Consider the following 21,103-nt stretch of genomic DNA (forward strand, 5'->3'; position numbering starts at 1 on the left):
ATGACTGAATCAAACGACACGCCAATCCAGCCGGAAGCCGGCGACGAGCGCCAACACCGCCGCATCAAGAGTTTCGTGATGCGCGCCGGGCGCATGACCGAAGGCCAGCAGCGCGGTCTGGACCAGGGCGCACCGCTGTACGTGCTGCCCCTGGCTGACGCCCCGGTGGACTACGACCAGGTGTTCGGCCGCTCGGCGCCGCGCTCCCTGGAAATCGGCTTCGGCATGGGCCACTCGCTGCTGGAAATGGCCGCGGCGGCCCCGGAGCAGGATTTCATCGGCGTGGAAGTTCACCGTCCGGGTGTCGGCGCGCTGCTCAATGGCGTGCTGACCCAGGGCCTGACCAACCTGCGGGTCTACGATTGCGACGCGATTGAAGTGCTCAACCGCTGCATCGCCGACAACAGCCTGGACCGGCTGATGCTGTTCTTCCCCGATCCATGGCACAAGAGCCGGCACCACAAGCGCCGCATCGTCCAGGCCTCCTTCGCCGAGCTGGTGCGCAGCAAGCTCAAGGTCGGCGGTATTCTGCACATGGCCACCGACTGGGAGCCCTATGCCGAATACATGCTGGAAGTGATGAACGTCGCCCCGGGTTATCGCAACCTGGCCGAAGACGGCAAGTGCGTGCCGCGCCCGGCCGAGCGCCCGATCACCAAGTTCGAGCGTCGTGGCGAGCGCCTGGGGCATGGCGTGTGGGATCTGAAGTTCGAAAAAATCGACTGAGCCGGACTCGCTGTTGTAGGAGCTGGCCGGGCGGTGTTCCGCTTGCCAGCGAAGAGGCCGGCAAGGACGTCTTCGCCAGCAAGCTGGCTCCTACAGGGCTAGGATGAAACTGACCGGCACCTGGTCGGTCAGCCACACCCCATTCTCGGCCTGATAGAAACTGAAGCCTTGGGCCTGCATGGCCTGGGCGTCGATCTGCAGGATCACCACCTTGCCATAGCGCTGGCCCACGGCCTTGGCGGTGTCGATCTCCTGGGACAGGTGCACGTGATGCCGTGAACCAGGGATCAGCCCCTTCTCATTGATCGAATCCATGAAGCGCGTGGCGGTGCCGTGGTAGAGCACGGCGGGCGGTTGCTTTGCCTCAAGCTGCAATTGCACGGTCTTGTTGGAATGCCCCTGAACGGCACGAATCCGCTGGCCGTCAGCCGAGAGGGCGAAGCGCTTCTTGTCATTACCTTCGACGACTCGCTCGATCAGTTCCCGGCTCAGTTGCCGGCCGCCCTTGGCGGCGCCGCTGATCAGCGCTTCGATATCGCCCCAGCCTTCACTATCCAGTTCCAGGCCGATGGCCTGGGGCTCGTGGCGCAGCACGTAGCTGAGGAATTTGCTGGTGTCCTCGATAACTTTCTTGCTCATGTTCTTCCTTGATAACGGGGGCAGCCGTTGGATTGCGTTCGCCGGCAAGCCGCCTCCTACGGGGGGCTGTAGGAGCCGGCTTGCCGGCGAAGGGGGGCGACAGGTCAGCGACGATCAGCGACTACGCCAATCAGCACCAGCACCACCAGCAGCACCGGCGCCAGGCTGTAGTTGTTGAACTGGCTCAGGCCGCGGACGATCCACGGCGTGGCGTAGATCAGCGCCAGGCCGCTGCCGACCATGCACAGCAGGGCCATCAGCGGCACGCGCAGGGCGCCGGCGATGCCGCCCAGGCGTTGCTCGACCCAGCCCTTGATGTCCGCGCCGAACAGCACCAGCAGGCAGCCCACCAATGCCAGGGCGATTTCCGAGAGGTTGCTGCGACTCCAGCGGGACACGGTGGCAAGCAGGTCGAGTACCAGATCCATGTGATTTCCTTAGATCAGAAAGTATTGCAGCAGGTCATTGAGGAAGAGTTGCCCGCGGGCCGTAGCCGCCAGGCGTGACGGTTCGACCTGCAACAAGCCGCTTTGTTCGGCCTGGCGCCGGCCTTCGGCCAGGCTGGCCAGGTCCAGGCCGGTGCGCTGGGCGAACAGCGCGGCGTCGACGCCGTCGGTGAGGCGCAGGGCGTTCATCAGGAACTCGAACGGCAGCTCGTCGTTGCCCAGGGTCTTCTCGCCGGCCTTGAACGGCTTGGCCGGGTTCAGGTAGTCCTTGGGCAGGCGGGTCTTCCAAGTGCGCTGGATACGCCCGTCCGGATGGCTGAGCTTGCCGTGGGCCCCGGCGCCGATGCCGATGAAGTCGCCAAAGCTCCAGTAGTTCAGGTTGTGCCGCGCCGCGCGGCCGGGCTGGGCATAGGCCGACACTTCGTACTGGGCGTAGCCATGCTCGGCCAGCAGGACCTGGCCGGCTTCCTGGATATCCCACAGGGTGTCGTCTTCCGGCAGCACCGGCGGCTGGTTCCAGAACACCGTGTTGGGCTCCAGGGTCAGCTGATACCAGGACAGGTGGGTCGGCTTCATCGCAATGGCCTGGCGCAGGTCGTCCAAGGCATCGTCCAGGGACTGGTCCGGCAAGCCGTGCATCAGGTCCAGGTTGAAGTTGTCGAACCCGGCCTGGCGCGCCATGCCGGCGGCCCGTACCGCTTCGTCACCGTTGTGGATGCGGCCCAGGGCCTTGAGCTTCTGTTCCTGGAAGCTCTGGATACCGATGGACAGGCGGTTGATCCCCAGGGCGCGGTAGGCGGTGAACTTCTCCTGCTCGAAGGTCCCGGGATTGGCTTCCAGGGTGATCTCGATATCGCCGGCGAAGGGGATGCGCTGTTCCACGCCCTTGAGCAGCCGGCCCAGGGCCTGGGCGCTGAACAGGCTCGGGGTGCCGCCGCCGAAGAAGATCGAACTCAGCTCGCGGCCATAGACCGCGTGCAGCTCCAGATCGAGGTCGGCCAGCAGGGCGTCGACGTACTCTTCTTCCGGCAGCGTCGGGCTGGCGGCGTGGGAGTTGAAATCGCAATAGGGGCATTTGCGTACACACCACGGGATGTGGATGTACAGCGCCAGGGGCGGCAACTGGGGCAGCGCCGCCCGAGGCGTTGGCGCGCCGCCGAGAATCAGCGGCGACGCGGAAGGGTCATGACTCATTGCAGGCCCAGGCGTTGCCGCAAAATGGCCATGGCGCGAGCGCGGTGGCTGAGCTGGTTTTTCTCCACCGGTCCCAGCTCGGCGCTGGAGCAGTCACGTTCCGGCACCCAGAACAGCGGGTCGTAGCCGAAGCCGTGCTCGCCGCTGGCAGCCGTGAGGATGCGCCCGTGCCACAGGCCTTCGCAGAGGATCGGCAATGGATCGTCGGCGTGCCGCACCAGGGCCAGGACGCAGACGAACTGCGCGCCGCGCTGGGCTTCGGGCACGTCCTTCAGGGCGTCCAGCAACTTGGCGTTGTTCGCCGCGTCGCCCTGGCCGTCGGCATAGCGTGCCGAGTAGATGCCCGGCGCGCCGCCGAGGAAGTCCACCGCCAGGCCGGAATCATCCGCCAGTGCCGGCAAGCCGGAAATGCGCGCAGCGTTGCGTGCCTTGAGGATGGCGTTTTCGACGAACGACAGGCCGGTTTCCTCGGGCTCGACGCTGCTGAACTCGCCGATCGAGCGCAGTTGCACCGAGGCGCCGAGCATGGCCTGGAGTTCTTTGAGTTTGCCGGCGTTGTGGCTGGCCAGTACGAGTTGCGTAAGGTTCATTATTCGCCCGGGAATAGCTCTTGGTTGAAGCTGAAGCTGTTGGTATCGCCACCCGTTTGCACGGTGATGGTGAAGGTACGGGTTTCCTGCTGTTCCACCGGGAACTGGGCGATGTAGTAGATCGCGCCCTGTTCGGTGATCTGGCGGAATTTCAGCGGGATGCTCTTGCTGGTCAGGTCCTTGACCGTACCGCTGACCTGGCCGACCAGCGGCTTGCCGTCCTTGATCAGCGAAACGTTGATCACGCCCTGATTCTTGCTACGAACCAGCTCCGCGGCCCTGGCGACGTCAGGTTGCAGGTAGGTGGAGTTGAAGGTGTTGTAGTGCACGGTGATGTCACCGAACACCTCCTTGCGCTCGCTCTTGATCGGGTCTGCCGCCAGGGCACTGAAGCTCAGGCAGGCAGCCAATAGAAATGTCACCAGACGTCCCATGATGGTTCTCCTCGATGCAACGTGGTTTATACCGCGACCTTGTGATCTTGCAGGCCGGGACTGCTGACGCGGTAGATGCCGATCTCCCCTAAGAGATTAGGCCATAGCTTACTGGCCCACCCGTGGCGGTGTTGTTGATCGACGGCAAGGCGGTTGATCACCCGGGCTTGGCGCTCGCGGCACAGCTCTTCGAAGTCCTCGAAGGTGCAGAAGTGGATGTTCGGCGTGTTGTACCAGGTGTACGGGAGGAATTCCGAAACCGGCATCCGGCCCTTGCTGGCCAGGTACCAGCGGCAGCGCCAGTGGCCGAAGTTGGGGAAGGTGATGATGCACTGGCGGCCGACCCGGAGCATCTCGTCGAGGATCTTGTCCGGGTAGTGCACGGCCTGCAGGGCCTGGGTCATGACCACGATATCGAAGCTGTTGCTGGCGAAGTTGCCCAGGCCCTTGTCCAGGTCCTGCTCGATCACGTTGATGCCCTTGGCCACGCACTGGGCAATGTTGTCCGGGTCGTTTTCCAGGCCGTAGCCGGTGACCTGCTTGTGTTCCTGCAGCCAGCTCAGCAGCTCGCCGTTACCGCAGCCCAGGTCGAGGACGCGGCTGCCGGCGGGGATCCATTCCTGGATGATTTCCAGATCGGCTCTCATCGTGTCCTCACAGCGTTATGCGGTTCATGTAGTGACTAAAGGCCTGCAGGTAGCGCGGGATCGGGATCAGGAAGGCGTCGTGCCCCTGGGGTGCGTCGATCTCCAGGTAGCAGACGTCCTTGCGCGCGGCCATCAGCGCGTCCACCAGCTCCCGGGAGCGGGCCGGGGAGAAGCGCCAGTCGGTGGTGAAGGACATCACGCAGAACTTGGCGCTGGCGTTGGCGAAGGTCTTGGCCAGGTCGTCGTCGAAGTTCGCCGCCGGGTCGAAATAGTCCAGGGCCTTGGTCATCAGCAGGTAGGTGTTGGCGTCGAACCGCCCGGAGAACTCCTCGCCCTGGTAGCGCAGGTAGCTTTCCACCTGGAACTCGACGCTGTGGAAGTCGTAATTGAGCTTCTCGCTCTTGAGGCCACGGCCGAATTTCTCGCCCATGGAATCGTCGGACAGGTAGGTGATGTGCCCCACCATGCGCGCCAGCATCAGCCCGCGCTTGGGGATCACGCCCTGTTCCTGGAACGAGCCACCGTGGAACTCGGGGTCGGTGAGGATCGCCTGGCGCGCCACTTCGTTGAAGGCGATGTTCTGCGCCGAGAGCTTGGGCGCCGAGGCGATGGCCAGGCAATGCCGTACCCGGTCCGGGTAGGTGATGGTCCATTGCAGGGCCTGCATGCCGCCCAGGCTGCCGCCGATCACCGCTGCCCACTGGCTGATGCCCAGGCGGTCCGCCAGGCGCGCCTGGCTGTGCACCCAGTCTTCCACGGTGAGCACCGGGAAGTCGGCGCCGAACGGCTTGCCGGTTTCCGGGTTGAGGCTGCTGGGGCCGGTGGAGCCGTTGCAACCGCCGAGGTTGTTGAGGCTGACCACGAAGAACTTGTTGGTATCGATGGGCTTGCCGGGACCGATGCAGCTGTCCCACCAACCGGGCTTGCGGTCATCGACGCTGTGGTAGCCGGCGGCGTGATGATGGCCGGACAGGGCGTGGCAGATCAGCACCGCGTTGCTGGCGCTGGCGTTGAGCTGGCCGTAGGTTTCATAGATCAGGTCGTAGGCTGGCATCGAGCGCCCGCAGGCCAGGGTCAGGGGTTCGCTGAAGTGGGCCAGTTGCGGTGTGACCAGACCAACAGAATCGGGGGGGAAGGCAGTTGGCATCGATCCTGCTCTCGTTCAAATGAGGCGTAAGTCTAAAGACCGCTGTCTCCAGCGGCAAGCAAAGCCCGGGGCTGTGTTTCGCCGGCGTAAATAGCGGCGGAAGGTTCGCGGGCAAGCCGGCTCCTGCGGCGGACGTGGGCCCCCGGGAGCCGGCTTGCCGGCGAATCGGACGAATCAGGCGGGACGCGCCAGCCCCGGTAGCTCGGGGAGTTTCTTCGGCGCTTGCAGGCGCACGCGCTTCTGCCGGTTCAACTCGCCGCTGACCAGTCTGACGTGGCTCTTGGGGATGCCGAAAGCCTTGGCCAGGAACGCCATCAGGTGCGCGTTGGCCTTGCCCTCCACCGGCGGGGCGGTGAGGCGGATTTTCAAGCGCTCCCCATGCAGGCCAGCGAATTCGTCGCTGCTGGCCTTGGGTTGCAGGTGACAATCGAGGATCAGATCGTCACCGTCCCAGCGGAAATAACTCATGCAGGCCGCCAGGGTCAGATCAGCAGACGCAGGATGTCCGGCATCATGGTCATGGCCGCCAGGTTGTTGATCACCAGCATGTCCAGCAGCTTGAGCACCATGAAGGCCAGGATCGGCGAGATGTCCAGGCCGCCCATGCTCGGCAGGATACGGCGGAACGGCGCCAGGGCCGGTTCGCAGATCTGGTTCACCAGCTCGGCGCCGGGGTTGTGGCTGCCCGGCGCGACCCAGGACAGGATCACGCTGATGATCAGGGCGAAGAAGAAGATCTTCAGGAACAGCGCGGTCACGCCGATGATCGACCAGATCAGCAGTTGCAGCGGGTTGCCGGTGGTGCCGTAGGTCAGCAGCAGGGTCAGGGCCATCAGCGCCAGCTGCACCAGGATCGCCAGCAACAGCGAGGACATGTCCAGGCCGCCAAGGCTGGGAATGATCCGGCGCATCGGCTTGAGCAGCGGCTGGGTGGCCCGCACGATGAACTGGCACAGCGGGTTGTAGAAGTTGGCGCGGACCAGTTGCAGGACGAAACGCATCAGCACGATCAGCAGGTACAGGCTGCCCAGGGTTTGCAGCACGTACACCGCGGCGGTGTTCAATCCAATCATCATTGGCTCCTTATTGGCCCAGTTGTTCGGCCATTTCGGCCGAGCGGTGCGCGGCGGCACCCAATGCTTTTTCCACCAGGGCTTCAAAGCCACCGGCCTGGAAGGATTTGATGGCCGCTTCCGTGGTCCCGGCCGGCGAGGTTACGCGGCGGCGCAGTTCGGCGGCGTCGACGTCACTGGAAACAGCCATGTGGGCGGCGCCCAGGGCGGTTTGCAGGGTCAGTTGGGCGGCGGTTTCCCGGGGCAGGCCGAGTTTCTCGCCGGCGGCGGTCATGGCTTCGATCAGCAGGAAGAAATACGCCGGGCCGCTGCCGGATACGGCGGTCACCGCGTCCAGTTGCTGCTCCTGGTCCAGCCACAGGGCGATGCCCACGGCGGACAGCAGTTCCTCGGCCTGCTGGCGCTGCTGGGCGCTGACCTGGGCGGTGGCGTACAGACCACTGACGCCCTGGCGCAGCAGCGCCGGGGTATTGGGCATGCAGCGCACGATGGGCTGGGCGCCGAGCCAGTTGTTCATGCTTGAACAGGTGATGCCGGCGGCGATGGACACCACCAGTTGCTGCGGCTGCAGGCTCGGACGCAGGGCCTCGCACACGGCTTTCATGGCCTGGGGCTTGACCGCCAGGACGATCACGTCGACGCCGGCGATGGCCTCGGCGTTGTCGGCGAACACCTGGATACCGTGCTCGGCGGCCACCTTGGCCCGGGTTTCGGCCCCGGGGTCGCTGGCGCGGATCTGGTCTGCCTCCAGGCCTTTGGCGCGCAGGCCGCCAATGAGGCTGGCCGCCATGTTGCCGGCACCGATAAAAGCGATACGAGTCGTGTTCATGACAGGTCCTTATGAGAGGTCAGGGTCAGTCGCATCAGGACTGACTGTAGTCGCGGGCGCCAAACAGCGCGGTGCCGATCCGCACCCAGGTGGCGCCTTGGGCGATGGCCGCTTCGAGGTCGTGGCTCATGCCCATGGAAAGGGTGTCCAGGGGCAGCTTGAGGCTGTCCCGCAGTTGATTGTTCAAGGCTTGCACCGCAGCGAAGGCGGCCTCCTGGGCGGCCCGGTCCTCGGTGGGCTCGGGAATCGCCATCAGCCCGCGCAGTTGCAGGCGCGGCAAGGCGCTGATGGCGCTGGCCAGGGCTGGCAGGTCGGTCGGGGTGCAGCCGGACTTGCTGGCTTCGCCGCTGACGTTCACCTGGATGCAGATGTTCAGCGGCGGCAGCTCGGCCGGGCGTTGTTCGGACAGGCGTTGGGCGATTTTCAGGCGATCCACGGAGTGCACCCAGGCAAAATGCTCGGCGATGGCACGGGTCTTGTTCGACTGAATGGGGCCGATGAAGTGCCAACTCAAGGGCAGGTCGGCCAGTTCCTGTTGCTTGCCCAGGGCTTCTTGCAGGTAGTTCTCGCCGAAGTCCCGCAGGCCGGCGGCGTAGGCTTCACGCAAGGCGGCAGCGGGCTTGGTCTTGCTCACGGCCAGCAACCGGACGCTGGCCGGGTCGCGCTGTACGGCCTGGCAGGCGCTGCGGATGCGCTCGGCGAGCCGGGCAATGTTGTCTGCTATCGTGGACATTCGATTTCTTCTCAAAAGTACCGGCGGCCTCGGCCTGCCGGCTGCCGCGTGAATCCACCAGACCCTCACCCGCCACTGGCCAGAGCATTGCTCGATGGCCGTGGCAGACCTTGCCCTTGCCTCGGGCAATGGCAGCCGCCCAGAGGCGGGCGGGTCTGAAGCTCGCGGCATTCTACTGGAATTGGGAGTCACTATGGACATCACCGAACTCTTGCTCTTGAGCGTCGCCCGAGGTGCTTCCGACCTGCATCTGTCCGCCGGACTGGCGCCGATGTTGCGTATCGACGGCGATATCGGCGCGCTGGAGGGGCCTGCCCTGGACGGGCAGCAGACGCTGGCCTTGATCCACAGCCTGATGAGCGAATCGCAGCGCCAAGCCTTCGCCGTCACCCGGGACCTGGACTTCGCCTACGAGCTGCCGGGCGTGGCGCGCTTTCGGGTCAACGCCTTCCAGCATGCCCGGGGCGTCGGCGCGGTGCTGCGCCTGATTCCTGCGCGGGTACAGAGCCTGGAAGCGTTGGGGCTGGGCGAAGTGTTTCGGCACATTGCCGAGGTGCCCCGGGGGCTGGTGCTGGTGACCGGGCCCACTGGCAGCGGCAAGTCCACCACCCTGGCGGCGATGATCGATCATCTGAACCGCCATCGGCGCCAGCACATCCTCACCATCGAAGATCCCATCGAGTTCGTGCATCCGCAGCACAGCTGCCTGGTGCACCAGCGCGAGGTGCAGCGCGATACCCAGAGCTTCGCCAGCGCCTTGCGCGCGGCGCTGCGGGAAGATCCGGACGTGATCCTGCTGGGAGAGCTGCGGGACCTGGAAACCATCCGCCTGGCGCTGACCGCCGCAGAAACCGGGCATCTGGTACTGGCCACCCTGCACACCGCTTCGGCGGCCAAGACCATCGATCGGTTGGTGGACGTGTTCCCGGGGGAGGAAAAGGCCCTGGTGCGCTCGATGCTGGCCGAGTCGCTGCAGGCGGTGGTTGCCCAGGTGCTGCTGAAGAAGGTCGGTGGTGGCCGGGTGGCGGCGCACGAGATCATGCTGGGCAGCCCGGCGATTCGTAACCTGATTCGCGAGGACAAGGTGGCGCAGATGTATTCGGCGATCCAGACTGGCGGCGCCCAGGGCATGCGCACTCTGGACATGAGCCTCAAGGCGTTGCTCGGGCAGGGGTTGATCAGCCGCGAGCAGGCTCGGGAACAGGCGCGGATGCCGGAGAGTTTTTGACCGGGCTGCAAATGCATTCGCCGGCAAGCCGGCTCCTACAGGCGGGCGTAGGAGCCGGCTTGCCGGCGAATGGGCGAATCAGCAGATCAGCGCTGCACGACCCGCAGGGGCGCGTGCTCCTTGGGCAGGACCCGCTTGGCAACCACATAGTGGCTCTGCCAGTAGGGTTTCTTCAGGGTGTCGATGGTCACCGCCTTGCCGCGCCGCGGGGCGTGGATGAAGCGGTCTTCGCCCAGGTAGATGGCGACGTGGTTGACCTTGCGGCTCTTGATGTTGAAGAACAGCAGGTCGCCCGGCTTCAGGTCCTTGCGCTCGACCTTCTGTCCGTGGCCGCTGGCCATGGCGTTGGACGTGCGCGGCAGGTCCACGGCGGCAACGTCGTTGAAGGCGTAACGCACCAGGCCGCTGCAATCGAAGCCTTTACTTGGGCTGCTGCCGCCCCAACGATAAGGAGTACCGAGAACGTTGACCGCGCGGCTGAGGACTGTGGTGCTCGGCCGGCCGGCGTTGTTGGCCACCAGCTTGCTATCGGTCTTGCTCAGGCGGGTGGGGTGCTTGATGGTGGTCTTGTTCTTGGCGGTGACCGTCGAAACATGCGGTTTCGGGGTGTAGCCATTAACGTTGGGAAGTCGTTGCTCACGGTTGGTGGCGTGGGCGGCCAGTGGCATTAATAGGCAAATGGTTAGCCATGTCTTGAAAAATGGTCGCATTAGGCAAGGCTCTTATTTGGTTTGCGCGCAACTTTATAACAGCTTTCGGGTCACTTCCGTGGCCGTTTGTCGATTCAACCTTGGGGTCAACTTCGGCAAAGAGGTGGCAACTTGACGCAGAAAACTGTCAGAAGTCAGGCAGTACGAGGCTTTGACGGGAGAGAAGGTAACATCGTCCACATGTCGAACGCCTGTAAAAAAGTCACAAAGTTTTTAAGAATATTTATCTATCACCTGCAAAGAGGCTCTTAATGAACACCTATCGTCAGGATGCATCCGCTCATGACACTCACAGCAAGGTGATCGGTTACCTGTTGTGGATTTTCGGTTTTACCGGTGCCCACCGCTTCTATTACGGCAAGCCGGTAACCGGGACCCTCTGGTTCTTCACCTTCGGTCTGTTGGGCATTGGCTGGCTGATCGACTTGTTTCTGATCCCGTCCATGGACCGGGAAGCGGACTTGCGATTCACCTCGGGCCCACTGGAGTACAGCGTCGCCTGGATACTCCTGACCTTCCTCGGAGTCTTCGGCGTACATCGCATGTACCAGGGCAAATGGCTGAGCGGGGTGATCTATCTGTTCACCGGCGGCCTGTTCTTCCTCGGGGTGCTGTACGACTTCTGGACCCTGAACGATCAGGTGTCCCTGGAAAACGCCAAGCGCCGCTGATCCATTCAGCGGCGCAGGCGGTGATGGCGTTGCATGGGGCTGTTGCCGCAGGCCGCCATCAGGAGCGGCGGCTCCTTCGGAGCCGTTCGCAGCCTGCGGCAGCGGCTACAGGGTGCCAGCCAGGGAGTCAGCCTTGATAGCTGATGTGCCCGTCCACCAGGGTGTAGCGCACCGCGCCCGGCAGGCTATGGCCGAGGAACGGGCAGTTCTCGCCCTTGGACAGCCAGCGCTCGCCGGCCACGGTGGAACTGGCCGGGTCGAACAGCACCAGGTCCGCCGCGCCACCTTCCACCAGCTTGCCCGCCGGCAGGCGCAAGGCCTCGGCAGGGCCGGCACTGAGGCGCGCCAGCAGGGTCGGCAGGTCCAGCAGGCCATCCTGAACCAGGGTCAGGGCCAGTGGCAGTAACAGCTCGACGCTGCTGATGCCCGGCTCGGTGGCGCCGAACGGTGCCAGCTTGGCGTCACGTTCATGGGGCTGGTGATGGCTGGAGATGGCTTGCACCACCCCGGACTTCACCGCATCGCGCAGGGCGTCACGGTCGGTCCGCGAGCGCAGTGGCGGCTGTACGTGATACAGGCTGGAGAAGTCGATCAGCGCCTCGTCGGTGAGGATCAGCTGATACAGCGCCACATCGGCGGTCACTGGCAGGCCGCGGGCCTGGGCCTGGGCAATCAGTTCCACGCCGCGGGCGCTGGTCAGCTGGCTGAAGTGCGCGCGCACGCCGCTTTGTTCCACCAGCAGCAGGTCCCGGGCCAGGGCCACGGTTTCCGCGCTTTCGGGAATCCCCGGCAAACCGAGGAAGCTGGCGGTAGCGCCTTCGTGGGCCAGGCCGCCTTCTGCCAGGTCGCGATCCTGGGAGTGGAAGATCACCGTCAGGTCGAAGGTGGCGGCGTATTCCAGGGCACGGCACAGGGTGCGGGTGCTGCGGAAACCGTCCAGGCCGTTGCCGAAGGCCACGCAACCGGCGTCATGCAGGGCAATCAACTCGGCCAACTGTTCGCCTTCCAGGCCCTTGCTCAAGGCGCCGATGGGGAACACCTTGCTGTTGCCGGCTTCGCGGGCGCGGTCGAGGATCAGCTCGGCCACCGCCGAGGTGTCCAGCACCGGCTTGGTGCGCGGTGGGCAGCACAGGCTGGTGACGCCACCGGCCGCGGCGGCGCGGGTTTCGCTGGCGATGCTGCCCTTGCGGCTGTAGCCCGGCTCGCGCAGGGCCACGCTCAGGTCCACCAGGCCGGGCGCGGCCACCAGGCCCTTGGCGTCGATGCTGGTGACGGCATTGAAACCGCCCGGGGCGGCGCCGATGGCGACGATCTTGCCGGCTTCCAGGTGCAGATCAGTGGTTTGATCCAGGCCGCTGCTTGGATCGATGACGCGGGCGCCGAGAATGCTGAGCTTCACTGGGCGTTCTCCTGCTCGAATTGTCGCTGGGCGGTCTGCCCGCTCATGGCCATGGACAGTACGGCCATGCGCACTGCAATGCCGTAGGTCACCTGATTGAGGATCACCGAGTGCGGACCGTCGGCCACCGCCGATTCGATCTCCACGCCACGGTTGATCGGGCCCGGGTGCATGACGATGGCGTCGGGCTTGGCCCCGGCCAGGCGCGCGGTGGTCAGGCCGAACAGGCGGTAGAACTCGCCTTCGCTGGGCAGCAGGCCGCCCTGCATGCGCTCACGTTGCAGGCGCAGCATGATCACCACGTCCACGTCTTTGAGGCCTTCGGTCATGTCGGTGTAGACCTTGACCCCGTACTGCTCGATGCCGATGGGCAGCAGGGTTTTCGGCGCGATCACGCGGATGTCCGGGCAGCCGAGGGTTTTCAGCGCCAGCATGTTGGAGCGCGCCACCCGCGAGTGCAGGATGTCGCCGACGATGGCCACCGAGAGGTTCTCGAAGCCGCCCTTGTGCCGGCGGATGGTCAGCATGTCGAGCATGCCCTGGGTCGGGTGGGCGTGACGGCCGTCGCCGCCGTTGATGATCGCCACCTGCGGGCACACGTGTTCGGCGATGAAGTGCGCGGCGCCGGAGTCGCCGTGGCGTACTACGAACATGTCGGCGGCCATGGCTTCCAGGTTGCGCAGGGTGTCCAGCAGGGTTTCACCCTTGCTCGCCGAGGAGGTCGAGACATTCAGGGTGATCACGTCCGCCGACAGCCGCTGGGCCGCCAGTTCGAAGGTGGTGCGGGTGCGGGTGGAGTTTTCGAAGAACACGTTGCACACGGTCTTGCCGCGCAGCAGCGGGACTTTCTTCACCGCCCGGGCGCCGACTTCGAGGAAGGAGTCGGCGGTGTCGAGGATTTCCGTCAGCAGCTCGCGGTTCAGGCCGTCGAGGGACAGGAAATGGCGCAGCTGGCCCTGATCGTTGAGCTGCAGCGGGCGCTTGGCGTCTAGAGGCGTCATCGCAATGGACTCTTAAAAGGGCGAGTTAGAGGGCGAGGTCTTGGAGCTCGAGTTGAAGCGGCGCAGGACCGGACAATTTTACCCGCTCGTGGGCGGCCAGCGACAGGGTCGCGCCCACCACATTCGGACGGATCGGCAGCTCGGCGGCGTTCAGGTCCAGCAGGCAGACCAGGGTCACGCTGGCCGGGCGGCCGTAGTCGAACAGTTCGTTGAGGGCGGCGCGGATGGTCCGGCCGCTCATCAGCACGTCGTCGATCAGCACCAGGTGCTGGCCTTCGATCTCGAACGGCAGCTCCGAGGGACGCACTTGTGGGTGCAGGCCGTTCTGGCTGAAGTCGTCGCGATAGAAGGACACGTCCAGGGTGCCCAGGGGCGCGTCGCTGCCCAGGGCTTCCAGCAGGGCCTGGGCCACCCAGACGCCGCCGGTACGGATACCGATGAAGCGGGGCTCGCTGATAGCGCGCTGGGCCAGGTGGGCGTTGAGATCAGTGGCCATCTGGCTGATCAGGGCGGCGGGATTGGGCAGGCTCATGGTGGCTCCTTCGTGGGCTCGCGCCGGGTTGCCGGGCAGCGAGGCGCGTGGGACTTGCGGCTGGTGTTGGGCCAGGAGGCGCGCAGCAGGGGGCCGCGCCTCTTCAGGATTCGGGTTTCAGGTGTTCAACAGGCCGGCGTTTTCATCGAGCCAGCCCTGCAGCAGCAGGGCCGCGGCGATGGCGTCCACCGGGTTGTCGCGGTAACTGCCTTTCTGCCCGCCCCGGGCCAGGCGTTCGCCCTTGGCCTCGAAGGTGGTCAGGCGTTCATCGTGGGTATAGAAGGGCACATTGAAGCGGCCGTTCAGGCGCCGGGCGAACTTCTCGGCCCGCACGCACATATCGCTGGGGCTGCCGTCCATGTTCAGGGGCAGGCCTACCACCACGGCGTCGGGTTTCCATTCCTCGATCAGCGCTTGCACCTGATTCCAGTCCGGCACGCCGTTCTGCGCCTTGAGGGTGCACAGCTCGCGGGCCTGGCCGGTGATGGCCTGGCCCACGGCGACGCCGATCTGCTTGGTGCCGTAGTCGAAGCCGAGGATCAGTCGCAAGGCCATCAGGCGTGGCCCGCCTGGCTGGTGAGCAGGTTGAGGTTGACCCCCAGGTGCCGGGCGGCGGCTTCCAGGCGCAGTTCGCTGCTGGTGTTGAACAGGATGTCGGCGTCGAAGGGGCAGGTCAGCCAGGCGTTGTCCGCCAGCTCGGCTTCCAGTTGCCCGGCTTCCCAGCCGGCGTAGCCCAGGGCGATCAGGCTCTTGGCCGGGCCGACACCGTCGGCGATGGCGAACAGCACGTCTTGGGAGGTGGACAGGGACAGCCCTTCGAGCTCCACCGTGGCCTGGTAGACCGGGCCGCTGGGATGCAGGACGAAGCCGCGATCGGTCTGCACCGGGCCGCCACTGAAGATCGGCACGTGCTGGCACAGCAGCGGCGGCTCTTCGTCGGGGCGCAGTTGTTCGAGGATATCCGCCAGGTTCAGGTCCTGGGGCCGGTTGATCACCAGGCCCATGGCGCCACTGGCGTTGTGCTCGACGATGTAGGTCAAGGTCTGCGCAAAGTTCGGGTCGGCCATATGGGGCATGGCGATCAGGAAGTGATGCTTGAGATAGCTTGGGCTGACATTTTTCATGAGCGCTAGTGTGGCGATGGCGGGCCCGGCTGACAAGCGCCAGCCGGTGGGTGCTGGCCTGCCGGTGCAGGTGGCGCGGGGGAGGGCGTGTCCGCTGAGGGGCCTCTGCGCTAGCCAACCGGCTGTTGCGGGTGCTGGGCGCTTGCCAGCGGGTGCGGATTAATTGCTGGACAGCTTGTCGCCCCGGGCGAAGCGCCAGGTGCGGATGATTTCCAGGCGGTCGATGTCCGACAGGTCGCCGGTGAAGGGCGCGAACGGCGCGGCCAGGCGCACGATGCGCTGGGCGGCCTGGTCCAGCAGCGGCTGGCCGGAGGACTCCAGTACCAGCACTTCATACAGTGAGCCGTCGCGGTTGATCGAGACCATCAGCCGCAAGTTGCCGTAGATCTGCTTGCGGCGGGCCTCCTCGGGGTAGTTGAGGTTGCCGATGCGCTCGACCTTCTTGCGCCATTCGTCCTTATACCAGGCACCCTTGTCGCGCATGGTGGAGGCGGCGCTCAGGCGGTGGATGCGCGGGCGCTTGGCATACAGCTGTTGTTCGTTGGCCAGTTCCGCTTCCAGGCTGGAAATCTCGCTGGACAGCTGGGAGCTGTCGAACGTCGGAGTCTCGGCCTTGGGCGTCGGGTCTTTCCTGACCTCTTCACGCTGGGTCACGGTCTTTTTCGGTTTCGGCGCGGTGGTGGCCACGGCTGCCTTGGGCGCGGCTTCCTTGACCTCGGGCTTGACCGACGGCGGAGGCACCACCTTTTTCACCGAATTGTCCTGGAACGGCGCCACCTCGGTGGTTTTCGGAATGGCCTTCTTGTCCAGGGTGCCGCTGCCTTCCTGGTGCTCCTGGGCGAGAAAGTCGGCCTTCTTCGGCTTGGTCTCGCTCTTGAAGGTGGCCAGGGTGATTTCCAGGGTCTTGCTGATGGTCTGGGGCTCGGCGAAGGAAAAGCCCAGGCCGAGGATCAGTGCCAGGTGCAGGAGCGCCGCCAGGAACAGGGTAAATCCCAGGCGATCGGCCGCGCGCACGCCGCCATGGGCTAGCTCGGGGGGCAGATCGGACGGCAGGCTCATGGGCGTTTCGACATCACGGCAGGCATCACACAACCAACATCACGTTTTCACAGGCGGCGCATGATAACGCAATGTTGGTTTCAAGCCTTGAGTGGCAAGCTTCAAGCGACAAGCTGCAGATGACGCAGATCAAGCTTGCGGCTTGTTGCTGGCGGCTTGCAGCTTGCGTTCGATGGCATCCATCAGCCGCGCGCCGATTTGCGTGCCGAAGGCGTTGTCGATCTCACGGATGCAGGTGGGGCTGGTGACGTTGATTTCCGTCAGGTGCTCGCCAATCACATCGAGGCCGACGAACAGCAGGCCCTTGGCCCGCAGGGTCGGGCCGACCTGGGCGGCGATCCAGCGGTCCTTGTCGCTCAGTGGACGGGCTTCGCCACGCCCGCCGGCGGCCAGGTTGCCACGGGTTTCACCGGCGGCGGGGATGCGCGCCAGGCAGTAATCCACCGGTTCGCCATCGATCATCAGGATGCGCTTGTCACCGTCCTTGATCGCCGGCAGGTAGGCCTGGGCCATGATCTGCTGGCTGCCGAGCACGGTCAGGGTTTCCAGGATCACCGACAGGTTCGGGTCGCCGGCGCGGTGGCGGAAGATCGAGGTGCCGCCCATGCCGTCCAGAGGCTTGAGGATCACGTCGCCATGCTCGGCGGCGAACTCGCGCAAAACATCGGCGCGCCGGCTGACCACGGTCGGCGGGGTGCACTGCGGGAACAGGGTGGCGAACAGCTTTTCATTGCAGTCGCGCAGGCTCTGGGGCTTGTTGACCACCAGCACGCCGGCGCTTTCGGCCTGTTCCAGCAGGTAGGTGGAGTAGACGAACTCCATGTCGAACGGCGGGTCCTTGCGCATCAGGATCACGTCCAGATCGCTCAGCGGGCAGTCGATCTCGGCGTCCAGCTCGAACCATTTCTCCGGGTTGGCGAACACCTGCAGCGGGCGCATGCGCGCCCGCGCCACGCCGGCGCCCTGGTACAGGTCGCGCTGCTCCATATAGAAGAGGGTCCAGCCGCGCTCCTGGGCGGCCAGCAGCATGGCCAGCGAGCTGTCCTTCTTGTAGGAGATGCTGGCGATAGGGTCCATGACAATCCCGACGCGAACGCTCATGGGTGGATTCCTTTAAGAAAATAAGTGGAAGCAAGGCAAAAAAAGTGGCGTCAGAGTGGCGCTGACAAGGGCCTGGGTCAAGGAAAAACCACTGCCTGGCGTGGTCCATAGATTGCAGAGGGGAGAGTGTGCTAAAAAGGCTCGCATGCCGGGCCGAGGCCTTGAAGTTCAAGGGTTTGGGGCGTAGGCCAGCGGTACCGGATCAAATCATTCGCTGGGGCGATGGCAGAGCAGATATGGAACAGCATTCCAACGCCTTGAAGGTGATGGTGATCGACGATTCGAAGACGATTCGCCGCACGGCCGAAATGCTGTTGAAGAACGTCGGCTGCGAGGTCATCACCGCCGTGGACGGTTTCGAGGCCCTGGCCAAGATCGTCGATCATCATCCCGGCATCATCTTCGTCGACATCATGATGCCGCGGCTCGACGGCTATCAGACCTGTGCGCTGGTGAAGAACCACAGCGCGTTCAAGTCCATTCCCGTGATCATGCTGTCCTCCAAGGACGGCCTGTTCGACAAGGCCAAGGGGCGCATCGTCGGCTCCGACCAGTTTTTGACCAAACCCTTCAGCAAGGAAGAACTGCTGAGCGCAATCAAGGCCCACGTTCCGGACTTTGTCGCGCTTGCGCCACAGTAGACACGCACAATGGCGTTCGGCCCGCGGGCCGCGCGCCCATACCGTATGGGGAAGACCATGGCTCGTATTCTGATCGTCGATGACTCGCCGACTGAAATGTACAAACTCACCGGCATGCTGGAAAAGCACGGCCATGAAGTGCTCAAGGCCGAGAACGGTGCCGACGGCGTGGCCCTGGCCCGGGAAGAAAAGCCCGATGCGGTACTGATGGACATCGTCATGCCCGGCCTCAACGGCTTCCAGGCCACCCGCCAGTTGACCAAGGACGCCGAGACCAGCCATATCCCGGTGATCATCATCACCACCAAGGATCAGGAAACCGACAAGGTCTGGGGCACTCGCCAGGGCGCCAAGGACTACCTGACCAAGCCGGTGGACGAAGAGACCCTGATCAAGACCCTGAACAGCGTCCTGGCCGGCTGATCGCCCGGCCATGAGCGAAACCCAGACCGCCTTCGAGCTGCTGCTGGAGATCGACCAGCGCTGCCGCCTGCTGGCCGCCGACCTGCCGTCCCAGGAAACCCGCCAGCACGGCTGGAGCGGTATCGGCTTCCGCCTCGGGGAGCACTGGTACGTGGCCGCCATGGGCGAAATCAGCGAGGTGCTGCACGAGCCGCGCTACACCCTGCTGCCCGGGGTCAAGCCCTGGGTCAAGGGCGTGGCCAACCTGCGCGGGCGGCTGCTGCCGATCATGGACCTGTGCGCCTTCTTCGGTCATGAGCTGTCGCCCCTGCGCAAGCAGCGACGGGTGCTGGTGGTGGAGTACAAGGAACTGTTCGCCGGCCTGCTGGTGGATGAAGTGGCGGGCCTCAAGCATTTTGCCCAGGACAGTCTGGAGCCCGGCCCCGGCGACTTTGCCATTGCCGCGATCAACCCCTACCTGCAGGGGCAGTTTCGCAGCGACCAGCTCTGGCAGGTCTTCAGCCCCTTCGCCCTGGCCCGCTCGCCGGCGTTTCTGCAGGTGGCGGCGTGAGCCTCGCCCGGTCCCGCTTGCCCTGCGTTCGCTGTACCCCGGCCAGCCTTGCTGCCCTGGTTCCATCCATGCTGCCCGGGCGTTGCGTGCGCCCCGGGCTCCTGAAAGCGGGATCACCCGCTCGCCACAGGCCTGATCGATGACCAAAGCCAAAACCGGCAAGCCCCTGGAGGGCTCCCGCAGTCGCTCGCAGATCATCGTGCTGTTCATCGCACTGATCGTGTTCATCATGCTGCTGTTCGCCAACTTCGCTTACCTGAACACCCAGGCCACCTACGACAAGCAGTACATCGGCCATGCCGGCGAGTTGCGGGTGCTGTCCCAGCGCATCGCTAAGAACGCCACCGAAGCGGCAGCCGGCAAGGCCGCGGCGTTCAAGCTGCTGGGGGATGCGCGCAACGACTTTGCCCAGCGCTGGAGCTACCTGAAGAAGGGCGACCCGGCCACCGGCCTGCCCGGCGCGCCGGTGGTGCTGCGCCAGGAAATGCGCGCCGTGCAGCTGGACTGGGAAAAACTGCTGAAGAACGCCGATGTCATCCTCGGTAGCGAGCAGACGGTGCTGTCCCTGCATCAAGTGGCGGCGACCCTGGCGGAAACCGTGCCCCAGTTGCAGGTGGAATACGAGAAGGTGGTGGAGATCCTCCTGCAGCGCGGTGCCCCGGCCGCCCAGGTGGCCATGGCCCAGCGCCAGTCGCTGCTGGCCGAGCGGATTCTGGGGGCGGTCAACACGGTGCTGGCCGGCGACGAAAATGCGGTCCAGGCCGCCGACGCCTTTGGCCGGGATGCCGCGCGCTTCGGCCAGGTCCTCAACGGCATGCTGCAGGGCAACCCAGGGTTGAAGATCAGCCAGGTCGAAGACCCGGACGCCCGGGCCCGGTTGGCGGAAATTTCCGAATTGTTCGAGTTCGTCTCCGGTTCCGTGGACGAGATCCTCGAAACCTCCCCCGAGCTGTTCCAGGTCCGCGAATCGGCGAGCAACATCTTCAGCCTGTCCCAGACCCTGCTGGACGAAGCCTCGCTGCTGGCCACCGGCTTCGAGAACCTGGCCGGCAGCCGCAAGCTGGACACCATCGGCGGTTATGTCCTGGGCCTGCTGGCCCTGGCCTCGATCATCCTCATCGGCCTGGTGATGGTCCGCGAAACCAACCGCCAGCTGCGGGAAACCGCCGAGAAGAACGAGCGCAACCAGAACGCGATCATGCGCCTGCTGGACGAGATCGAGGACCTGGCCGACGGCGACCTGACGGTGACCGCCTCGGTGACCGAGGACTTCACCGGGACCATCGCCGACTCCATCAACTATTCCGTCGACCAGCTGCGCGACCTGGTGGCCACCATCAACCTCACGGCGGGTCAGGTGGCCGGCGCGGTGCAGGAAACCCAGGCCACCGCCATGCAACTGGCCGAAGCCTCCGAGCACCAGGCCCAGCAGATTTCCGAAGCCTCCACGGCGATCAACGAGATGGCCCAGTCCATCGATCAGGTGTCGGCCAACGCCGCCGAGTCCTCGGCGGTGGCCGAGCGTTCGGTGGAAATCGCCAACAAGGGCAACGAGGTGGTGCACAACACCATCCACGGCATGGACAACATCCGCGAGCAGATCCAGGACACCGCCAAGCGCATCAAGCGCCTGGGCGAGTCCTCCCAGGAAATCGGCGACATCGTCAGCCTGATCGACGACATCGCCGACCAGACCAACATCCTGGCCCTCAACGCGGCGATCCAGGCCTCCATGGCCGGCGATGCCGGGCGCGGTTTCGCCGTGGTGGCCGACGAAGTACAACGGCTGGCGGAGCGCTCCTCGGCCGCCACGCGGCAGATCGAGACCCTGGTGCGGGCGATCCAGACCGACACCAACGAAGCGGTGATCTCCATGGAGCAGACCACCACCGAAGTGGTGCGCGGCGCGCGTCTGGCCCAGGACGCGGGGGTGGCCCTGGAAGAGATCGAAGGCGTGTCCAAGACCCTGGCGGCGCTGATCCAGAGCATTTCCAACGCGGCCCAGCAGCAGACCACGTCGGCCGGGCAGATCTCCCTGACCATGAACGTGATCCAGCAGATCACCTCGCAAACCTCGTCCGGCTCCACCGCGACCGCCGAGAGCATCGGCAACCTGGCGAAAATGGCCAGCCAACTGCGCCGCTCGGTGTCCGGCTTCACCTTGCCGGCCACCCGGGCCCCGGCCCCGAATGACAATCGCTGACGC

General features: G+C 64.9%; 26 protein-coding genes. 7 read left to right on the top strand and 19 right to left on the bottom strand.

From position 1 onward, the window contains the following. On the top strand, window positions 1-726 hold the full coding sequence (gene trmB / locus L1O02_RS01850) for a tRNA (guanosine(46)-N7)-methyltransferase TrmB (RefSeq protein WP_016967620.1): 726 nt from the start codon (window positions 1-3) through the stop codon (window positions 724-726). 90 nt (window positions 727-816) lie between these two features. Here the strand turns inward: trmB and L1O02_RS01855 are convergent, their stop codons facing one another. The 11 genes from L1O02_RS01855 to L1O02_RS01905 all read right to left on the bottom strand — a co-directional run bounded on the left by L1O02_RS01855 (window position 817) and on the right by L1O02_RS01905 (window position 8,458). After that, window positions 817-1,365 (bottom strand): RNA 2'-phosphotransferase, encoded by a 549-nt coding sequence (locus L1O02_RS01855; protein WP_108545065.1) that lies wholly within the window; start codon window positions 1,363-1,365, stop codon window positions 817-819. 104 nt (window positions 1,366-1,469) lie between these two features. Then, a complete protein-coding gene (locus L1O02_RS01860; protein WP_011064021.1) occupies window positions 1,470-1,793 on the bottom strand; it encodes a DUF3392 domain-containing protein in 324 nt (107 codons plus the stop codon). A 9-nt stretch (window positions 1,794-1,802) separates the two neighbouring features. After that, window positions 1,803-3,005: a radical SAM family heme chaperone HemW gene (gene hemW, locus L1O02_RS01865; protein WP_108545066.1), complete on the bottom strand. Its 1,203-nt coding sequence runs from the start codon at window positions 3,003-3,005 to the stop codon at window positions 1,803-1,805. After that, on the bottom strand, window positions 3,002-3,598 hold the full coding sequence (rdgB, locus tag L1O02_RS01870) for an RdgB/HAM1 family non-canonical purine NTP pyrophosphatase (RefSeq protein WP_060841545.1): 597 nt from the start codon (window positions 3,596-3,598) through the stop codon (window positions 3,002-3,004). The genes hemW and rdgB overlap by 4 nt, the downstream gene beginning before the upstream one ends. Further along, window positions 3,595-4,029 (bottom strand): DUF4426 domain-containing protein, encoded by a 435-nt coding sequence (locus L1O02_RS01875; protein WP_060841544.1) that lies wholly within the window; start codon window positions 4,027-4,029, stop codon window positions 3,595-3,597. Before L1O02_RS01875 ends, rdgB begins: the two co-directional genes overlap by 4 nt. A 26-nt stretch (window positions 4,030-4,055) precedes the next feature. After that, window positions 4,056-4,676 (bottom strand): methionine biosynthesis protein MetW, encoded by a 621-nt coding sequence (gene metW / locus L1O02_RS01880; protein WP_060841543.1) that lies wholly within the window; start codon window positions 4,674-4,676, stop codon window positions 4,056-4,058. Between the two features lie 7 nt (window positions 4,677-4,683). Further along, window positions 4,684-5,823 (bottom strand): homoserine O-acetyltransferase, encoded by a 1,140-nt coding sequence (locus L1O02_RS01885; protein ID WP_108545068.1) that lies wholly within the window; start codon window positions 5,821-5,823, stop codon window positions 4,684-4,686. Window positions 5,824-5,997: 174 nt separating this feature from the next. Further along, window positions 5,998-6,291: a DUF167 domain-containing protein gene (locus L1O02_RS01890; RefSeq protein ID WP_235759453.1), complete on the bottom strand. Its 294-nt coding sequence runs from the start codon at window positions 6,289-6,291 to the stop codon at window positions 5,998-6,000. A gap of 14 nt (window positions 6,292-6,305) precedes the next feature. After that, window positions 6,306-6,896, bottom strand: a complete 591-nt coding sequence (locus L1O02_RS01895) for a YggT family protein (protein ID WP_060841540.1) — start codon at window positions 6,894-6,896, stop codon at window positions 6,306-6,308. A 10-nt stretch (window positions 6,897-6,906) separates the two neighbouring features. Further along, the gene (gene proC, locus L1O02_RS01900; RefSeq protein WP_108545069.1) at window positions 6,907-7,725 is read right to left on the bottom strand and encodes a pyrroline-5-carboxylate reductase; all 819 of its coding nucleotides are present in this window, start codon (window positions 7,723-7,725) and stop codon (window positions 6,907-6,909) included. 34 nt (window positions 7,726-7,759) lie between these two features. Further along, a complete protein-coding gene (locus L1O02_RS01905; RefSeq protein ID WP_060841538.1) occupies window positions 7,760-8,458 on the bottom strand; it encodes a YggS family pyridoxal phosphate-dependent enzyme in 699 nt (232 codons plus the stop codon). Window positions 8,459-8,651: 193 nt separating this feature from the next. Between L1O02_RS01905 and L1O02_RS01910 the strand changes: the two genes are divergently transcribed. Beyond that, window positions 8,652-9,686: a type IV pilus twitching motility protein PilT gene (locus L1O02_RS01910; protein WP_108545070.1), complete on the top strand. Its 1,035-nt coding sequence runs from the start codon at window positions 8,652-8,654 to the stop codon at window positions 9,684-9,686. 86 nt (window positions 9,687-9,772) lie between these two features. Here L1O02_RS01910 and L1O02_RS01915 read toward each other — a convergent pair whose 3' ends face one another. Further along, complete coding sequence (locus L1O02_RS01915; RefSeq protein WP_060841536.1) at window positions 9,773-10,396, bottom strand: C40 family peptidase; 624 nt, start codon at window positions 10,394-10,396, stop codon at window positions 9,773-9,775. 251 nt (window positions 10,397-10,647) lie between these two features. Between L1O02_RS01915 and L1O02_RS01920 the strand changes: the two genes are divergently transcribed. Then, window positions 10,648-11,067, top strand: coding sequence for a TM2 domain-containing protein (locus L1O02_RS01920; protein ID WP_060841535.1), 420 nt, complete (start codon window positions 10,648-10,650; stop codon window positions 11,065-11,067). A gap of 127 nt (window positions 11,068-11,194) precedes the next feature. On the opposite strand, the gene L1O02_RS01925 is transcribed toward L1O02_RS01920, so the two are convergent. The 7 genes from L1O02_RS01925 to gshB form a co-directional block, all read right to left on the bottom strand. After that, window positions 11,195-12,466: a dihydroorotase gene (locus tag L1O02_RS01925; protein ID WP_235759454.1), complete on the bottom strand. Its 1,272-nt coding sequence runs from the start codon at window positions 12,464-12,466 to the stop codon at window positions 11,195-11,197. After that, window positions 12,463-13,467, bottom strand: coding sequence for an aspartate carbamoyltransferase catalytic subunit (locus L1O02_RS01930; protein WP_011064007.1), 1,005 nt, complete (start codon window positions 13,465-13,467; stop codon window positions 12,463-12,465). Before L1O02_RS01930 ends, L1O02_RS01925 begins: the two co-directional genes overlap by 4 nt. Before the next feature lie 25 nt (window positions 13,468-13,492). Further along, on the bottom strand, window positions 13,493-13,999 hold the full coding sequence (gene pyrR / locus L1O02_RS01935) for a bifunctional pyr operon transcriptional regulator/uracil phosphoribosyltransferase PyrR (protein WP_060841533.1): 507 nt from the start codon (window positions 13,997-13,999) through the stop codon (window positions 13,493-13,495). A gap of 117 nt (window positions 14,000-14,116) precedes the next feature. Beyond that, window positions 14,117-14,554 carry a Holliday junction resolvase RuvX gene (gene ruvX, locus L1O02_RS01940; RefSeq protein ID WP_060841532.1) on the bottom strand — a complete coding sequence of 146 codons (438 nt, stop codon included), beginning with the start codon at window positions 14,552-14,554 and terminating at the stop codon, window positions 14,117-14,119. Then, the gene (locus L1O02_RS01945) at window positions 14,554-15,123 is read right to left on the bottom strand and encodes a YqgE/AlgH family protein (RefSeq protein ID WP_060841531.1); all 570 of its coding nucleotides are present in this window, start codon (window positions 15,121-15,123) and stop codon (window positions 14,554-14,556) included. Before L1O02_RS01945 ends, ruvX begins: the two co-directional genes overlap by 1 nt. A gap of 159 nt (window positions 15,124-15,282) precedes the next feature. Beyond that, window positions 15,283-16,182, bottom strand: coding sequence for an energy transducer TonB (locus tag L1O02_RS01950; protein WP_060841530.1), 900 nt, complete (start codon window positions 16,180-16,182; stop codon window positions 15,283-15,285). Between the two features lie 129 nt (window positions 16,183-16,311). Beyond that, window positions 16,312-17,283 carry a glutathione synthase gene (gene gshB / locus L1O02_RS01955; RefSeq protein ID WP_060841529.1) on the bottom strand — a complete coding sequence of 324 codons (972 nt, stop codon included), beginning with the start codon at window positions 17,281-17,283 and terminating at the stop codon, window positions 16,312-16,314. A 236-nt stretch (window positions 17,284-17,519) separates the two neighbouring features. On the opposite strand from gshB, the gene pilG reads away from it, so the two are divergent. The 4 genes from pilG (at window position 17,520) to L1O02_RS01975 (ending at window position 21,100) form a co-directional block, all read left to right on the top strand. After that, window positions 17,520-17,924: a twitching motility response regulator PilG gene (pilG, locus tag L1O02_RS01960; protein ID WP_016964938.1), complete on the top strand. Its 405-nt coding sequence runs from the start codon at window positions 17,520-17,522 to the stop codon at window positions 17,922-17,924. Between the two features lie 57 nt (window positions 17,925-17,981). Beyond that, complete coding sequence (gene pilH, locus L1O02_RS01965) at window positions 17,982-18,347, top strand: twitching motility response regulator PilH (protein WP_042941009.1); 366 nt, start codon at window positions 17,982-17,984, stop codon at window positions 18,345-18,347. 10 nt (window positions 18,348-18,357) lie between these two features. Beyond that, window positions 18,358-18,897, top strand: a complete 540-nt coding sequence (locus L1O02_RS01970; protein ID WP_060841528.1) for a chemotaxis protein CheW — start codon at window positions 18,358-18,360, stop codon at window positions 18,895-18,897. 139 nt (window positions 18,898-19,036) lie between these two features. Next, window positions 19,037-21,100, top strand: a complete 2,064-nt coding sequence (locus L1O02_RS01975; protein WP_060841527.1) for a methyl-accepting chemotaxis protein — start codon at window positions 19,037-19,039, stop codon at window positions 21,098-21,100. The last annotated feature ends 3 nt before the right edge of the window (window positions 21,101-21,103 follow it).

This window comes from Pseudomonas sp. BC42 (assembly GCF_021560055.1).
GTDB lineage: Bacteria > Pseudomonadota > Gammaproteobacteria > Pseudomonadales > Pseudomonadaceae > Aquipseudomonas.